Genomic DNA, 15389 nt, shown 5'->3' on the forward strand with positions numbered 1-15389 from the left:
GGATTACCGTGACCACGAGCGAGAAATCGAGTCAGCTGCTCATCACCGAGGCGCTCCTGGCGGCCGCCAGCGACGTCGCGGATTCCGTCGCGCATATCCCGCGGCCCTCGGACTCCTACGCCATCCTGGGCGACCTCGCCCGGGTGCAGGAGGCGCTCACCCTGGCCTTCGAGCGGCTCGCGGACTGGCACGGCCAGGTTGTCGAGGGGGTGCATCACGCCGGTGACGGCGGCGACGACCCGGACAACCCGGGATGGGTCGATGCCGAGCGGTCGCTGCGGCGGGCCGCTGACAGCAGCACGGCCGCCGCCGACGCCCTCCGCCACGCGCACAGCGCAAACGGCGTCGCCCGCTGGTTCGACGAGATCAGGGCCGACGAGCACTGACAGACGAGCACCGACAGACGAGTCCTGACATTTGTCACGACCTTGTCGTGACGGGGGTCGTGACGGGGGTCGTGACGGGGGTCGTGGCCGATCGGGAGTGCTGAGGGGGAGCCTCGAGGTGGGCAATTCGCTCACCGACCCATCTGAATGATCCCGTGCGCAGATTCCTGCCGCCCCTTGCCCTCGTGTTGATCGCCCGCCTGGTGGCAGAACTGCTTGCCGGTTCGACACCGCTCGCCCAGCCGATCGTGCTCGGCCTCGGGGAAGAGGGCTTCGCCTGCTCATGTTCGTCGCGCGGACCTATTTCTCGAGCGGTTACGTCTCCCCGCCGGCGCTCCCCCTTCTCGCGCTTCTCACGGCCGAGATCGTGGGCGTCGTCGCCCTTCGAGTGCTGCCACGGACGCTGCCGTTCGCCCTCGATGCTGGAGCAGGTCGGCCCGATCTACGGGCGGGTGGGAACCCGATGGGCCGAATACCTCGACACCCTCAGCGACGAGCAGACCGACTTCGCCAACGAGTTGTTCGCCCGCGCGGCCGAGGTCAACCGCGAGGAGATCGAACTCCTTCGGGACGCCCCGAGGCCCGAAGGGCCGGCTTAGAGCAGCCGCGCCAGCGAACCCAACTCGACGAGCGGGTCGCCGCCCACCGGGATGAGCACGACGCTCGTGGCCCCCGCATCGTGCAGTTCGTCGATGCGGCGGCGGGCGGATTCCGGAGTCCCGACGATCGCGAGCTGGTCGATCCACTCGTCCGGCATCGCTGCCGCGAACTCCGCGCGCGAGCGGCTGGCCGCCCTCAGGGCGATGAAGTCGTCGGCGAACGGCAGCGGCACAATGTGCGGGAGCCAGTCCGGTTCGCCGATCCACTCGAGGGCGGGTCGGGCCAGGAGCCTCGCGGCGCCGGCATCGTCACGCACCGCTGCGACGTTGTAGGCCACCACCTGGTGCTCCACCGGCAGGTTCTCCAGCTCGGCGAAGCCCCGGCCGTCCGGCGCCTCCCTGCCCACGCCGATGGCCGCCAGCGCGGCGGCCAGGTATTCGGGCGTCACCGGTTCTGCGAGGATCGTGCCGTCGGCGTGGCGTCCGGACACGGCGAGGGATTTCACCCCGCGCACCCCGGCGAGCACGGGCGGAACCCGTTCGAGCGTCGCGTTCAGCTCCACGTCATCCGCGTTCACGTAGTGTCCGGACACCATCACGCTTTCGCCGCGCAGCAGCGCCCTGGTCACGTCGAGGTGCTCGGCGAGCAGGTTCAGGATGCTCGCGGGCCACGCGCCGACCTGCCTCATCCACGCCGGCATGCCGTGCCCGATGCCGACCGAGACCCGCCCGGGGAAGAGCTCGGCGAGGGTGGCGGACTCGATCGCGGTGAACGACGCGTTGCGCACTGCCGCCGGCAGGATGCCGATCCCCACGTGGATGCGCGTCGTCGCAGCGAGCGCCACGGCCGCCTGGCTGAACCCACCGCGGTAGAAGCAGTCTTCGACCACCCAGAGGTCGTCGAACCCCGCGTCGTCGGCCGCGCGGGCGAACGGAACGAAGTCCTGCGCGGCGATGTCACGCGGCAGCATGACTCCGATGCGCCGGCGGGTGGTGGGTTCGAGTTGATCCGTCACGGGCCGATGCTACTCCGCACCGGCGAGTTAACACGATGTTTACCGGGTGCGTCTGTCACCGGTAACCCCGTCGTGCTTATTCTGTGAGCATCTCTAGCATTGCGGCCTCGAGGGGAACGACATGACGATATCGGTCCGGAGCACTTCCGTCTACGAGATCGTGGTGTCGTGGATGTCCTCGCCCGCCTGAGGGGGCGGCCCCCGGTCCCGCGTCGGGCCGGCATCCACTCGTCGGCCTCCCCCGTTGAAACTCCCGCGCGCGCCGAGGGGCTCGTGGTGATCCGATGCGTGGGCCGCGAGTTCCTCACCAGAATCAGCATGGCGACGATCTTCCTCAGGCGATCCGGGGAGGTGATCGCCTCGGATGGCTCGGAGCTCGTGCCGCTGCTGCACGAGGGCGGCATCGAACTCCTGGCGGTGACGAAGTCCATGCCGATCACGGTCGCGGAGGTCCCGGAGGGTTAGCGGGCGTTGCGGGCCGCGCCCCGGCCGCCGCGCTGTCTCGCTGTCTCGCTGTCTCGCTGTCTAAAAATGGGCATTCCCGGGCAATCGGGGCCAACGCGTCGGCCCATAGTGCACGCACTGGCCCTTCGCAGGAGACCTGCCGCGCTGCCCCCGCCTCGCGGAGAGAGACCTGCCGCGCTGCCCCCGCCTCGCGGAGAGAGTCACAGCCCGCCGCGAGCACATTTCCCTGCCGCGACGACACGACTCCCGCCGCGAGACGGGGAGAGGCAGCGGACGCGAACCCGCGCTAGTTCGCCGGCGCGTTCTGCCTGAGCCGCGCCGAGTCGGACAGCGCCGCGGCGTCGAGGGCGAACAGGTCGCGGGAGCCGGCGGTCGCCGCCCCGAACAGGCCGCCCGACTGCGGCAGCAGCTGCTCGGCGTAGAAGCGGGCGAGCACGAGCTGGGTCTCCGCGAGTTCCGCGTCGTCAATCGCGCGCGCCGCGAGTGCCGACCGCGCCAACAGCCAGCCCCCGGTGCAGAGCCCCCACATCCGCAGGTACGGCGTCGATCCGGAGAGCACGGCGTTCGGATCCGCGCGGCCGGTGCGGAGCATCCACAGGGTCGCGGCCTCGAGCGTGTCGAACTGGCGGCCGAGCTCGAGTCGGATCGAGTCGAACTCGTCGCCGGCGTCGGCAAGCTCCGCCTCGACCTCGCGCATCGTCGCAAGGAACTCGGTCACGGATGCGCCGTCACGAACTCCGAGCTTGCGGCCGACGAGGTCGGCGGCCTGGATGCCGTTGGTGCCCTCGTAGATCGGGGTGATGCGCACGTCCCGGTAGTGCTGGGAAGCGCCGGTTTCCTCGATGTACCCCATGCCGCCGTAGACCTGGAGCGCCACCGAGGTGAGTTCCACGCCGAGGTCGGTGCCGAACGACTTGCAGATCGGGGTGAGCAGCCCCACGATCTCGTTCGCCCGCGCGCGGGCCTTCTCGTCCGGGTCGTGGGTGCTGCGGTCCATGTGCACCGCGTTGAAGAGCATGAGGCGTCGCAGCGCCGCCAGGTAGGCCTTCTGGGTCAACAGCATGCGACGCACGTCGGGGTGGTCGATGATGGCCGAGTTGGCGCCGGTCGCCCCGATGGCGAGGCCCTGCCGCCGTTCATGGGCGAAGTCGAGCGCCTGCTGGTACGCGCGTTCCGCGATGGCGAGGCCCTGCGTGCCCACGGAGAGCCTGGCGCTGTTCATCATGACGAACATGATCCGCATGCCCAGGTTCTCCTCGCCGATGAGGTACCCCGTCGCATCCTCGTAGGACAGCACGCAGGTGGGAGCGCCGTGGATGCCGAGCTTGTGTTCGATCGAGAGGCAGTTGACCCCATTGTGCTCGCCGAGCGACCCGTCGTCGTTCACGAGGAACTTGGGAACGATGAAGCAGGAGATCCCCCTGGTGCCGGCCGGGGCGTTCGGCGTGCGGGCCAGCACGAGGTGCACGATCTGCTCGGCCATGTCGTGCTCGCCGTAGGTGATGTAGATCTTCTGGCCGGTGATGGCGTACGTGCCGTCTGCGCGAGGCACGGCGCGCGTGGTGAGCGCCCCGACATCCGATCCGGCCTGCGGCTCGGTGAGGTTCATCGTGCCCGTCCACTCGCCGCTGATCATCTTTGGCAGGTAGCGGAGCTTCTGCGCCTCGTCGCCGTGGTGCAGCAGCGCGTCGATGGCACCCTGGGTGAGCAGCGGACACAGCGCGAAGGCCATGTTCGAGGAGGCGAGCATCTCCTGGATGGCCAGGCCCACCGACCAGGGGAACCCGCCGCCGCCGAACTCCTCCGGGAACGGCACGGAGCCCCATCCGGCGTCGACGTACTGGCGGTAGGCGGCCTTGAACGACGCGGGGGTCGTGACCGAGCCGTCCGGCTGGCGCCGCGCACCCTCCACGTCGCCGGGCTGGTTCGTCGGCGCGACGACGCTCGCCATGAAGTCGCCGCACTGCTCAAGCAGCTCGACCACGGTTTCCAGGTCGGCATGCTCGTAGCCCGGCAACCGGGCGACGTCGGGATACCCGACGACGTGTTCGAGAACGAAGGCAAGATCGGAGACTGGAGGTCGGTAATTGCTCACGTTCGTCAGAGTACCTCCGACACCGTACGGAGCCAAAGGACGTTGTACCTAGTCTCACGTGTAGCGTTGCGGCAGCCTCGAACCACAATCGGATATCGACTACGGGGCACCGATTATGGCCGAACGCGACTACTACTGAAAGAATGAGGGTCGCTGAGCGCGGCCCCCCCCAGTAAAGGAGCAGGAGACACGTCGTGAAGATCGTCGTATTGGTGAAGCAGGTGCCAGACACCTGGGGCGAACGCAAGCTCAACCTCGACACGGGCTGGCTCGACCGCGGTGGCAGCGAAGCGGTGATCGACGAGATCGACGAGCGCGCCCTCGAGGCGGCGCTCGCCTACCAGGACTCGAGCGACGCGGAGGTGGTGGCCCTCACGATGGGGCCAGACTCGGCCAAGGACATGCTGCGAAAGTCCCTCGCGATGGGCGCCGATTCCGCAGTCCACATCCTCGACGGCCGGCTTGCCGGAGCCGATCTCGCCTGGACCGCCAGGGTGATCGCGGCAGCACTGACGAAACTGGGCTACGACCTGGTCATTGCGGGCAACGAGTCGACCGACGGTCGCGGCGGCGTGCTCCCGGCCCTGGTCGCCGAGCACCTCGGCGTGCCGCTGGCCAGCTACCTCGACTCGGTGGCCATCACCGCCGACTCGGTTGCCGGGGAACGGTCGACCGAGCTGGGGACGATGTCGGTGCGAGCGCCTCTTCCCGCGGTTATCTCCGTCACCGAACGCACCGCCGAGGCGCGATTCCCCAACTTCAAGGGCATCCTGCGCGCCAAGAAGAAGCCCGTCACGGTGTGGTCGCTCGACGACCTGGGTCCGGATGCCGCGGCATCCCCCGCCCACTCCGTCGTTCTCGCCACGAGTGAACGGCCCGCCCGCTCGGCCGGCACCAGGATCGTCGACGACGGCACCGCCGGCGTCGAGCTCGCCGACTTCCTCGCCGCCCGGCACCTGATCTAGGAAAGCAAACTCCATGTCGAATATTCTGGTCATGATCGAGCCCGCGCCCGATGCCCCCGTCGGTGCGAGCGCCGCGATGCTGCTGGGTGCAGCGTCCCGCCTCGGCACCCCTGTCGCGGTGCTCGCTGCCGCGCCGGGATCCGCCGCCCTGGCCGAGAGCCTCGGCTCGCTCGGCGCCGAACGGGTGTACGTCGCGGAGACCGACAGCGTGTCGTCGCTGCTGCTCACCCCCCAGGTCGAGGCGCTCGTGTCGGCGTTCAACGCCCTCGAGCCCTCGGCGATCCTGGTCGCCAATTCGATCGACGGGCGCGAGGTGGGCGCCCGCGTCGCGGCCCGGGTGGGCGCCGGCCTCCTGGTCGACGCCGTGGATGTGCGCGCAGACGCCGACCGCATCGTCGCCTCCCACTCCGTGTTCGGCGGGTCGTACACAGTCGAGTCGACAGTCGAGGGCGGCCCGGTCGTCATCACCGTGCGCCAGGGCGCGATGGAGGGGCGCGCGGAGCCGAAGGCGGCGGTCCTCGAGTCGGTGGCCCTCGACATCGACGCGAGCGGGTCGACAGTGATCGAGGCGACGCATCCGTTGCCCGCCGCCTCCGACCGCCCCGATCTGCGTGGGGCGGCAACGGTCGTGTCCGGCGGGCGCGGCCTGCAGTCCAAGGAGAAGTTCGTGCTCGTGGAGCAGCTGGCCGATGCCCTGGGCGCGGCGGTGGGCGCCTCCCGCGCCGCGGTGGACGCCGGCTACGTGCCCCAGACCTCCCAGGTGGGCCAGACCGGCGTGACCGTCTCGCCCCAGCTCTACGTCGCGCTCGGCATCTCGGGGGCGATCCAGCACCGGGCGGGCATGCAGACGGCGAAGACGATCGTCGCCATCAACACCGATGCCGACGCCCCTATCTTCGAGATCGCCGACTTCGGTATCGTCGGTGACGTGTTCACCGTCGTCCCGCAGCTCATCGACGCCATCGGCAAGCGAAGCGGCACCAGGTGACGGCCACCAGTGGCCGGCTCTCCGCGTTCGCCAGGAGCCGGTGGTTCAAGCTCGTCTGGATGGTCCCCGCCGTGCTCGTGGCACTCTTCCTGCTCGTGCTCGCGATGCGGGGCATCCGCGGACTGCCTGCCGTCCAGTCGTTCATGACCGACTTCCCCGGGGCGACCACGCTTCCGGCCGGCGCGCCAGTCGGCTTCCCGGCGTGGCTGGCCTGGCAGCACGGGCTTAACGCCTTCTTCATCCTGTTCATCATCCGCTCCGGCTGGCAGGCGCGAACCATCAAGCGCCCCACGACGTTCTGGAAGCGCAACAACGCGGGACTCATCCGCACCAAGAACGCGCCGACCAGGATCAGCCTGAGCCTCTGGCTGCACCTCAGCTTCGACACTCTCTGGGTGCTCAACGGCGTGCTGTTCTACGTGCTGATCTTCTCCACCGGACAGTGGCTGCGGATCGTGCCGGTGAGCTGGAGCATCTTCCCCAACGCCGTGTCGGCCGCGATCCAGTACGGCTCGTTCGACTGGCCGGTGGAGAACGGCTGGGTGAACTACAACGCGCTGCAGACGATCACCTATTTCGTCGTCGTCTTCATCGCCGCACCGCTCGCCCTCCTCAGCGGGCTGCGGATGTCGCCGGCCTGGCGGTCGAAGCGGCTGAGCGCCGCCTACCCCATCCGTGTGGCGCGGGCCCTGCACTACCCGGTGATGCTCTTCTTCGTGGCGTTCATCATCGTGCACGTGGTTCTCGTGTTCGCGACCGGTATCTTGCGCAACCTCAACCACATGTACGCGGTGCGCAACGACGAGAGCTGGCTCGGGTTCGGCATCTTCGCGGGGACGGTCGTGCTGATGATCCTGGCGTGGTTCGCGGCGCAGCCCGTCGTGCTGCGCTCGATCGCCTCCCTCACCGGCTCGGTCACGCGGTAGAGGCGGCGGCGGTCAGCGGTGCTGGTCAGCGGTGCCGGAATACCGGCTGCCGCTTCTCCAGGAACGCCGCCATGCCCTCCTTCTGGTCGTCGAGGGCGAAAGTGGCGTGAAAGCTCCGGCGTTCGAACCGCACGCCCTCGGCGAGGGAACTCTCGAACGCCCGGTTCACCGCCTCCTTGGCCGCGATCACGACCGGCAACGACTTCTCGGAGATCGTCTTCGCCACGGCCATGGTCTCCTCGAGGAGCCGGTCGGCCGGGATCACCCGCGCGACTATCCCCCAGCTCTCCGCCTCCGCCGCGCCGATCGTACGGCCGGTGAGAATGAGGTCCATCGCCTTCGCCTTGCCGATCGCCCTGGTCAATCTCTGCGATCCGCCGATGCCGGGGATCACGCTGAGGTTGATCTCCGGCTGCCCGAAGCTGGCGGTGTCCGCGGCGAACACGGTGTCGCAGAGCATCGCCAGTTCGCACCCGCCGCCGAGCGCGTAGCCGGCCACCGCCGCGATGATCGGCTTGCGCACCGCGGCGAACCGGTCCCAGCCCGCGAACCAGTCGGCCAGATAGACGTCCTGGTAGGACTGGGACGCCATCTCCCGGATGTCCGCGCCGGCCGCGAAGGCGCGCTCCGACCCGGTGATGACGATGACCCCGACGGCAGGATCGCGGTCGAAGGACTCCGCCGCGTGCACGACCTCGTTCATGAGCGCCTCGTTGAGCGCGTTGAGCGCCTTCGGGCGGTTCAGGGTGATGAGCGCCACGCGGCCGGTGACCTCGACGAGGATGTTCTCGTAGTCGCTCATGCCGCCGCTCCCTCGGACCGTGCGCGGATCACGGTGATGATGGCGGAGAAGTCGAGCCCGGCTCCGCCCTCGTCGGCGAACTTCCGGTAGATGCCCGCGGCGAGCGAACCAACCTCGGCATCCACCCCGGTCGAGTGCAGAGCCTCGACGGCGAGCCCGAGATCCTTGGCCATGAGGGCCCCGGCGAAACCGGGCTGGTAGTCCCGGTTCGCCGGGCTCGCGGGCACCGGCCCCGGAACGGGGCAGTTGGTGGTGAGGGCCCAGCACTGCCCGGAGGCGGCCGAGGCGACGTCGAACAGGGCCTGGTGGGTGAGGCCGAGCTTCTCGCCGAGCACGAACGCCTCGCTCACCGCGATCATCGAGACGCCGAGGATCAGGTTGTTGCAGATCTTCGCGGCCTGCCCGGAACCCGGTTCACCGCACAGCACGACGCGGCCGCCCATCCGGTCGAGGATCCCCCGCGCGGACTCGAAGTCGGCGGGCGACGCCCCCACCATGAAGGTGAGCGTGCCCGCGATCGCTCCGATGACGCCGCCGGAGACGGGGGCGTCGATGTTGCGGTGGCCTGCCTCGATAGCGAGGGCGTGAGCCACTCGGGCATCGTCGACGGCGATCGTCGACGACTCGATGAAGAGGGTTCCGGCCCCGGCCGCGGCGAGAAGTCCCCCGCCCGGTCCGCCGCCCCGGTAGGCCTCGAGCACGTGCCGGCCGCTCGGCAGCATCGTGATCACCACGTCGGCGGTCGCGACGGCCTCGGCGGCCGATGCCGCGATGGCCACCCCGTGCGCCGCGGCGGCCTCGAGGGCGGCGGGCACCAGGTCGAACCCGGTCACGTGGTGGCCGGCAGCCACGAGGTTGGCGGCCATGGGCCCGCCCATGTTCCCGAGGCCGATGAAGGCGATTGAAGCACTCATGCGTGTTCCTTTCCGGTGCGTCGAGGCTTCGACGCGTTGGCGTGTGCGCCGGGCGGGCCGAGGAGAAGATCGCCCTCGGCGGGCTCGGTGAAGTAGGCGGCGACCGCCGACCGGTCGACATCGGCAAGGTGCGCCGGCTGCCAGTGCGGGGTGCGGTCCTTGTCCACCACCTGGGCGCGAATCCCCTCGGCGAGATCGTGGGACCGGAGGGCGTGCACGGATGCGCGGAACTCCTGCACGAGGGTCGCCTTCAGGTCGGGCAGCCGGCGGGCGGCCCGCAGCGAGGCGAGAGTCACCGCGAGCGCGGTCGGCGACTTCGAGGAGATCGTGGCGGCGGCCTCCCGGGCCGCCGGCACGGGCGAGGCGAGCAGCCGCCGCAGGATCTCCTCGATGTCGTCTGCCGAGTACGCCTCGTCGATCCATTCGCGGCCGGCGAGCAGGGCCGAGGCCCCAGGGGCGGCGGAGGCCTCGTCGATCGCGGACCGCGCATCGACGCGCTCGAGGGCCTCCACGAGCTCCGGGAGTCGATCGGCCGGCACGAAGTGATCGGCGAGCCCGATCGCGATCGCGTCGGCGGCTCCCACCGACCCGGCCGTGAGCGCGAGGTGGGTGCCCGTCTCCCCCGGGGCGTGGGAGAGCAGCCAGGTTCCCCCGACATCCGGGGTGAAGCCGATCGAGGTCTCGGGGAGTCCCACCGAGGACCGCTCGGTGACCACGCGGAACCTGCCGTGCGCCGAGAGTCCGATGCCGCCGCCGAGCACGATGCCGTCCATGATCGCCACGTACGGCTTGGAGTAGTTGGCGATGGTCAGATTGAGGCGGTACTCGTCACGCCAGAACTGCACCGATTCCGATCCGCCGTCGAGCGCGTCACGATAGATGGAGACAATGTCGCCGCCGGCGCACAGGCCGCGCTCACCGCTTCCGGTGAGCAGCACCGTCTCCACGTCGTCGTCCTGCGCCCACTCGTCGAGCACGCGCTGGAGCGTTCTCACCATGTCGTGATTGAGGGCGTTGATCGCGCGCGGCCGGTTGAGGGTGAGGTGTGCGAGCCTGCCGCGCTTCTCGATGAGCACCGGCGCCTCGGCAGGCTGAACGGGACTACCGGGGCTCACGGGGTCTCCTCCACGATCGCCCGTCCGACGATCAGTCGCATGATCTCGTTCGTACCCTCGAGGATCTGGTGCACCCGCAGGTCGCGCACCACCTTCTCGATGCCGTAGTCCGCGAGATAGCCGTAGCCGCCGTGCAGCTGCAGCGCGGTGTTCGCGGCGGTGAAACTCACGTCGGTGACGAAGCGCTTGGCCATGGCGCACAGGCTCACCGCATCCGCGTCGCCCCGGTCGAGCGAACTCGCTGCGTGGCGCAGCAGGGACCGCGCCGCCTCGAGCTCCGTGGCCATGTCGGCAAGCTGGAACAGCAGCGCCTGCTGGTCGATGAGCGGCCCGCCGAACGCCGTGCGGGTGCGCAGGTGCTCGACCGTACGCTCGAGCGCCCACTGCGCGCCGCCCAGGGAGCACGCGGCCATGTTGAGGCGACCGCCGTCGAGCCCCCTCATCGCGATGACGAAACCGCCGCCCTCCTCGCCGAGGCGGTGGTCAACCGGCACTCGAACGTCGTCGAAGATCACCTGGCGGGTCGGCTGGGCGTTCCAGCCCATCTTCCGCTCGTTCGGGCCGAACGACAGGCCGGGCGTACCCGCGGGCACCACGAACGCGGTGATGCCGTGCGGGCCCGGCTCGCCGGTCCGCGCCATCACCAGGTAGACGCTCGACGCTCCGGCCCCGGAGATGAACTGCTTCACGCCATTGAGCACGTAGTGGTCGCCGTCGAGAACCGCGGTCGTGCGCAGCGCCGCTGCGTCGGATCCGGCATCCGGTTCGGTGAGGCAGTAGCTGCCGAGCTGCTCCATGGTGGCCAGCGCCGGGATCCAGCGCCGGCGCTGCTCGTCCGTGCCGAACTGGTCGATCATCCAGACCACCATGTTGTGGATGGAGATGTAGGCGGCGATGGTCGTGTCGCCCCTCGCGAGCTCCTCGAAGATGAGGGCCGCATCGCTGCGCGTCAGGCCGGACCCGCCGACATCCTCGTGCGCGTAGATCGCGCCGAGCCCCAGTCCGCCGGCCTCGCGCAGCACGTCCACCGGAAAGAACTTGGCCTGATCCCACTCCACGGCATGCGGGGCGAGCTGCCGGTTCGCGAAGTCCCGAACGGCGTCGACCAGGTCCTGCTGCTCTTCGTCGAGAATGAACATGTCAGCTGCAATCTCCGCATCCTTGCGGTCACCCGTGCGACGACTCCACGTTTTTCACCCTAGTTGGCATTCCCGCAATTTACGAGGATGCCCCAGCTGCAACTAGCCGAACTCGGCCAGGATGACCTGCGCAGTCCACGGTGTGCCGCCGCGCTCCGCGGTCCAAGTCTCCGCGGTCCAAGTCTCCGCGGTCCAGCTCGTCGACAGGGCGCACCAGACGGTGATCCATGCCCGCATGGTCTGCCGATCGATCCCGGATTGCTCGCTCACGATAGCGAGCCTCCGCGGGAAGTTCGCGACGGCCGTCTCGGTGTCCGGATTGCAGAAGATGTTGGCGTAGTCGAACGCGCGGTCGCCGATGAGGCCCTTCGGATCGATGACGAGCCACCGTCCGTCGAAGTCGAGAACGTTGGCGTGATGAATGTCGCCGTGCAGCACGACCCCGTGATCGATTCCCGCCGCGCCGCATCCCGCGCCGTCGTCGCCCGGCGCCTCGAGCAGTTCCCGCGCGACCGCGGCGGCCCGCTCGATGCCGGGGTCTCGCGGCGCCCGCGTTGCCGGTTCGATCAGGCCGCGAAACCACCGCGTCAGGGGCACGACCGCGTCCGGCGGTGTCTTCGTCCCGGACATCGCGTGCAGGGCGGCGACCGTCTGGCACAGGATGACGGTGGCGTCGTCGTCGAGGCCGTCCTGGCTCATCCGTACGAGGTCCCGACCACCGGTGGCGAGGTCCATGAGCACGGCGTGGTCGTCGACCTCGTGCACCGCGACCGCGGCGGAACCCGCCCACCAGCCCAGCACGAGTCCAGCCCGCGCCTCCTCCTCCACCCGGGCCACCTTGAGCATCACGCGCCTGTCGTGCCAGACGCCGGGAACCAGCCAGCTCGACGCGGTCGACGTCGCCTCACCGTCGGGGCGCACGCCCCACCGCTGCAGGTAGGCAGGCACGCTCCCCGCAACCCAGTTCATACCTGTCACGCTACCGGCCCCGGACCATGCAGACGACCTGCCAGCTCGTCAGCGTCCACGCTGGCTCAGTGCCGTACTCGGCATCGGGGCGCTCGTCGACCGCGGCGACCGTAGACGTCTGCTCTACCTGGCCAATTTCTCCAGGGCACTACTGTTCGCCCTCGTGACCGTATTGGTGATCCTTCACGCCGCGCCCTTGGCGGCCCTCTACATCATCTACGCCGCGATGGGGGTCATCGAGTCCCTGTCCGACAGTTCGACATTCGCAGTACTGCCGCAAGCCGTCGCCCCGGGAGGACTTGATCGGGCGAATGCACAGATCGCCGGCACGCAGATCATTGTCGATGAGTTTGTCGGGCCTCCCCTGGGCGGGCTCCTGTTCGGTCTGGCCGCCTTCGCGCCGACCGGTCTCAACGCAATAGCTTTCCTCGCGGCGGGCATCAGCTATTTCCTGCTTCGCGGCGACTACACGCGGCCGATCGACGCGACCGCGCCGCGAACCAGCATCCTGGCCGATATCAGGGAAGGCGCAGAGTGGACTCTCAGCCACGTCGTTCTCCGGACCCTCATCATCGTCGGCACCTTGGCGAGCATCGGCTACATGATCCCCTTCTCCTATCTGGTGCTCTACGCAAACGACACCCTCGGCCTCGACGCCACCGGGTACGGACTGCTCCTGTCCTTCTCGGCAGTCGGCGGACTCGCCGGCACCTGGGTGGCCGGAAAGCTCAAGAAACGACTGGGTTACGGGTGGTCGATTCTGGGGGCGCTGTCGTTGGGCGCGGCCGCATTCATCACGATCTCGCTCTCCCGCAACATCATCGTCGTCGCCATCGCGTTGGCCGCCTACATCTGCCATTCGATGGTCTGGAACGTGCTCGCATCCTCGGTCCGCCACAAGGCGACACCGAACGCAATCATGGGACGGGTGAACTCGATGAGTCGCCTTCTGGGCCTTCTGGGCTTAGCGCTTGGCGCATTCCTGGGTGGCAGCCTCGCAGGGCTGTTCGGTCTCCAGCTGCCGTTCTTCGTCGCCGGCTGCCTCTTCATCGCAGCGGGCCTGGTCTGCCTGGTGGCTATGCCCCACTTTCGGACCTGGGAACGCGACCAGCGACAGCGAGAGGCTGAAGCCGCCCTGCAGCAAGTGGCGGACTAACACGAGGCGAGGATGACGCAACCTCTGGCGCCCAGTCATAGCCGCGTGGCGGTGACGCTCCGATCCGAGTCGCGGCTACTCGTCAGGATCGGTCTGCTCGTGGCGTTCCACCCACACCCACCGCACGGCATCGCTTGCCGGAACAAGGCCGCGTGCCCAGTCCACATCCAGGAAGACCCCCTCGCCCGGAGGTCCCGCAAGATCGTTGGTGACGAAGTTCGTCGCCAGCGATTTCGCGTCACTCGGTCCGAACAAAGCCGCGTACCGAGTCAGGTTGATGCGGCATCCGAAGATTTCCGGTAGTTGATTCCACTGGAACAGGAGGATCAGACAGTCGCCGTCCACGGGCCGGCCGGCCACGAAACGCACAGGCCAGGTCGGATCCACGGCATGCCAGGCCCGGAACTGCTCCTCCACGGCGTCGAGTACTTCACGGGAATCGGGCACACCCCATCTTCGCCGACGTGCGCGTGCGGGACCCTCGGGCGGCGTCAGAGAACTAAGCCGTACACCGATCGCACGTCGATGGATCCGCCGTGATCGTCTTCCTCGAAGTGGAGGCCGATCTTTTCTGCCACGCGTCGAGAGGCATCGTTGTCGGGGTGGATGATCGCCACCAGGTGCGGGGCGTTCAGAACATCACGGGCAAAGTCGCGGCACGCTGCGGCCGCTTCGGTAGCGTAGCCGCGGCCCTGCATTGCCGACCGGACGTGATAACCCACCTCGAGTTCGAGCCGCCCGTTCACGGCCTGCCAGGTCAGACCGCAGTCGCCGACGAACTGGCCCGACGTGGTCTCGACGATCCACAGTCCGTAGCCGTATTCCTCGTAGTTTGCCTTGTTCCAGTCGATCCAGACTCGAGTCTCTGCGATACTCTTGGGCCGCGGGTAGTAGGTCATGACCTCGGGATCACCCAGCATGCCGGCCATGTCGTCGAGGTCGTCATCGGTCATGTTTCGGAATGTAAGCCGGTCCGACTGAGGGAATGCCACGTAATGAGCTTAGGAGAGCGGCGCTCCCGGAACGGGACATCGGGACTCGACGCTGGACTCCGCGTCGAAATCAGGGCGGCGATATCAGGCAGACTGCGGCGTCCGTTGTGCTGCAGCCGTGACGGCGAAGGCTTCCTCACGCGCCGCCGCGATCTCCGCGGTGGAGAGCCCAAGTACTCGGAGACAGGATGCCGCGATCGTGGCGTCGTCCTCGTCTGCAGCGGCATTGTCGTCGTCACGCCGCAATTGAATGACCACCTCGGCCAGCTGGATCAGAATGACGCCGATTCGTTCCTCGCTCATCACCGATGCGACGTCGGCATGCGCGGCGGCGGCACCGAGACGTCCGTAGATCGCCCGCAGCAGAACCCGCTGCTCGCGGAAGGCATCGTAGCGCGGGTCTTGGATCTCGGGCAGGAGGTAAAGCGTGCCGATGTTGTGTGGGGTCCGGCGGAGGGTCCGCGCGTCCATACTGGCCAGGGCGAACAGTGCGCCCGCCGGGCTCACCTCGTCGGGAACCCGCGCCTCGATCGCTTGCACAAAGTCGATGCTGGGGCGCACGGACCCGCTGAGAAGTTCCGCGAGGATTTCGTCTTTTCCCGCGAAGTGGTAATAGAGGGATTGCTGGCGAATGCCCACCTTGTCGGCGATCGCGCGGGTCGACGACCCCGAGAACCCTGCCTCGGAGAACAGTGCTGCAGCGGCGTCCAGGATCTGCTCCCGGGACGACAGAGGCGAGCGCGGCACGTCGTTGCTGGCGCGTGGACGACCGGGCCTGTTGGGAGTCGGAACGGAGCTCATGGATTCCATGATCTCACTCCTTGAGGAGATCTCATCGGCGCGGCTGCGGAAGGTGGAACGG

Annotated in this window: 17 protein-coding genes; 7 read left to right on the forward strand and 10 right to left on the reverse strand. The window is 68.5% G+C overall.

Annotated elements, in window-relative coordinates:
* The first annotated feature begins 8 nt into the window (after positions 1-8).
* Both VIM54_RS15205 and VIM54_RS15210 read left to right on the forward strand, forming a co-directional pair.
* The gene (locus VIM54_RS15205) at positions 9-386 is read left to right on the forward strand and encodes a hypothetical protein (RefSeq protein ID WP_331902582.1); all 378 of its coding nucleotides are present in this window, start codon (positions 9-11) and stop codon (positions 384-386) included.
* A 419-nt stretch (positions 387-805) separates the two neighbouring features.
* Positions 806-985: a hypothetical protein gene (locus VIM54_RS15210; RefSeq protein ID WP_331902583.1), complete on the forward strand. Its 180-nt coding sequence runs from the start codon at positions 806-808 to the stop codon at positions 983-985.
* Here VIM54_RS15210 and VIM54_RS15215 read toward each other — a convergent pair.
* Positions 982-2001 carry an LLM class flavin-dependent oxidoreductase gene (locus tag VIM54_RS15215; RefSeq protein WP_331902584.1) on the reverse strand — a complete coding sequence of 340 codons (1020 nt, stop codon included), beginning with the start codon at positions 1999-2001 and terminating at the stop codon, positions 982-984. The two genes, VIM54_RS15210 and VIM54_RS15215, sit on opposite strands and share 4 nt — an antisense overlap.
* Before the next feature lie 168 nt (positions 2002-2169).
* Here VIM54_RS15215 and VIM54_RS15220 point away from each other — a divergent pair, with 168 nt between their 5' ends.
* Entirely contained in the window at positions 2170-2466 is a 297-nt protein-coding gene (locus tag VIM54_RS15220; RefSeq protein ID WP_331902585.1) for a hypothetical protein, read from the forward strand.
* Positions 2467-2752: 286 nt separating this feature from the next.
* On the opposite strand, the gene VIM54_RS15225 is transcribed toward VIM54_RS15220, so the two are convergent.
* A complete protein-coding gene (locus tag VIM54_RS15225) occupies positions 2753-4561 on the reverse strand; it encodes an acyl-CoA dehydrogenase (protein ID WP_331902586.1) in 1809 nt (602 codons plus the stop codon).
* Positions 4562-4755: 194 nt separating this feature from the next.
* Between VIM54_RS15225 and VIM54_RS15230 the strand changes: the two genes are divergently transcribed.
* Genes VIM54_RS15230 through VIM54_RS15240 form a run of 3 tightly spaced genes read left to right on the forward strand, consistent with a single transcriptional unit; the run spans position 4756 to position 7440 of the window.
* Positions 4756-5526, forward strand: a complete 771-nt coding sequence (locus VIM54_RS15230) for an electron transfer flavoprotein subunit beta/FixA family protein (RefSeq protein WP_331902587.1) — start codon at positions 4756-4758, stop codon at positions 5524-5526.
* 13 nt (positions 5527-5539) lie between these two features.
* Positions 5540-6514 carry an electron transfer flavoprotein subunit alpha/FixB family protein gene (locus VIM54_RS15235; RefSeq protein WP_331902588.1) on the forward strand — a complete coding sequence of 325 codons (975 nt, stop codon included), beginning with the start codon at positions 5540-5542 and terminating at the stop codon, positions 6512-6514.
* Positions 6515-6573: 59 nt separating this feature from the next.
* Positions 6574-7440, forward strand: a complete 867-nt coding sequence (locus VIM54_RS15240) for a hypothetical protein (protein ID WP_331902613.1) — start codon at positions 6574-6576, stop codon at positions 7438-7440.
* A 25-nt stretch (positions 7441-7465) separates the two neighbouring features.
* Here VIM54_RS15240 and VIM54_RS15245 read toward each other — a convergent pair whose 3' ends face one another.
* From VIM54_RS15245 to VIM54_RS15265, 5 genes are all read right to left on the reverse strand, one after another.
* A complete protein-coding gene (locus VIM54_RS15245; protein ID WP_331902589.1) occupies positions 7466-8242 on the reverse strand; it encodes an enoyl-CoA hydratase in 777 nt (258 codons plus the stop codon).
* The gene (gene mmsB / locus VIM54_RS15250; RefSeq protein WP_331902590.1) at positions 8239-9156 is read right to left on the reverse strand and encodes a 3-hydroxyisobutyrate dehydrogenase; all 918 of its coding nucleotides are present in this window, start codon (positions 9154-9156) and stop codon (positions 8239-8241) included. Before mmsB ends, VIM54_RS15245 begins: the two co-directional genes overlap by 4 nt.
* Positions 9153-10271, reverse strand: coding sequence for an enoyl-CoA hydratase/isomerase family protein (locus tag VIM54_RS15255; RefSeq protein WP_331902591.1), 1119 nt, complete (start codon positions 10269-10271; stop codon positions 9153-9155). Before VIM54_RS15255 ends, mmsB begins: the two co-directional genes overlap by 4 nt.
* Positions 10268-11410: an acyl-CoA dehydrogenase family protein gene (locus tag VIM54_RS15260; protein ID WP_331902592.1), complete on the reverse strand. Its 1143-nt coding sequence runs from the start codon at positions 11408-11410 to the stop codon at positions 10268-10270. Before VIM54_RS15260 ends, VIM54_RS15255 begins: the two co-directional genes overlap by 4 nt.
* 102 nt (positions 11411-11512) lie before the next feature.
* Complete coding sequence (locus VIM54_RS15265; protein ID WP_331902593.1) at positions 11513-12379, reverse strand: aminoglycoside phosphotransferase family protein; 867 nt, start codon at positions 12377-12379, stop codon at positions 11513-11515.
* An 82-nt stretch (positions 12380-12461) separates the two neighbouring features.
* Here VIM54_RS15265 and VIM54_RS15270 point away from each other — a divergent pair, with 82 nt between their 5' ends.
* Positions 12462-13535, forward strand: coding sequence for an MFS transporter (locus VIM54_RS15270; RefSeq protein ID WP_331902614.1), 1074 nt, complete (start codon positions 12462-12464; stop codon positions 13533-13535).
* 75 nt (positions 13536-13610) lie between these two features.
* Here VIM54_RS15270 and VIM54_RS15275 read toward each other — a convergent pair whose 3' ends face one another.
* The 3 genes from VIM54_RS15275 to VIM54_RS15285 form a co-directional block, all read right to left on the reverse strand.
* Positions 13611-13982, reverse strand: coding sequence for a hypothetical protein (locus tag VIM54_RS15275; RefSeq protein ID WP_331902594.1), 372 nt, complete (start codon positions 13980-13982; stop codon positions 13611-13613).
* A 44-nt stretch (positions 13983-14026) separates the two neighbouring features.
* On the reverse strand, positions 14027-14527 hold the full coding sequence (locus tag VIM54_RS15280; RefSeq protein WP_331902595.1) for a GNAT family N-acetyltransferase: 501 nt from the start codon (positions 14525-14527) through the stop codon (positions 14027-14029).
* Positions 14528-14611: 84 nt separating this feature from the next.
* Positions 14612-15337, reverse strand: coding sequence for a helix-turn-helix domain-containing protein (locus VIM54_RS15285; protein WP_331902596.1), 726 nt, complete (start codon positions 15335-15337; stop codon positions 14612-14614).
* Positions 15338-15389 lie beyond the last annotated feature (52 nt).

Origin of the sequence: Lacisediminihabitans sp., assembly GCF_036569425.1 — a bacterium.
Lineage (GTDB): Bacteria > Actinomycetota > Actinomycetes > Actinomycetales > Microbacteriaceae > Lacisediminihabitans.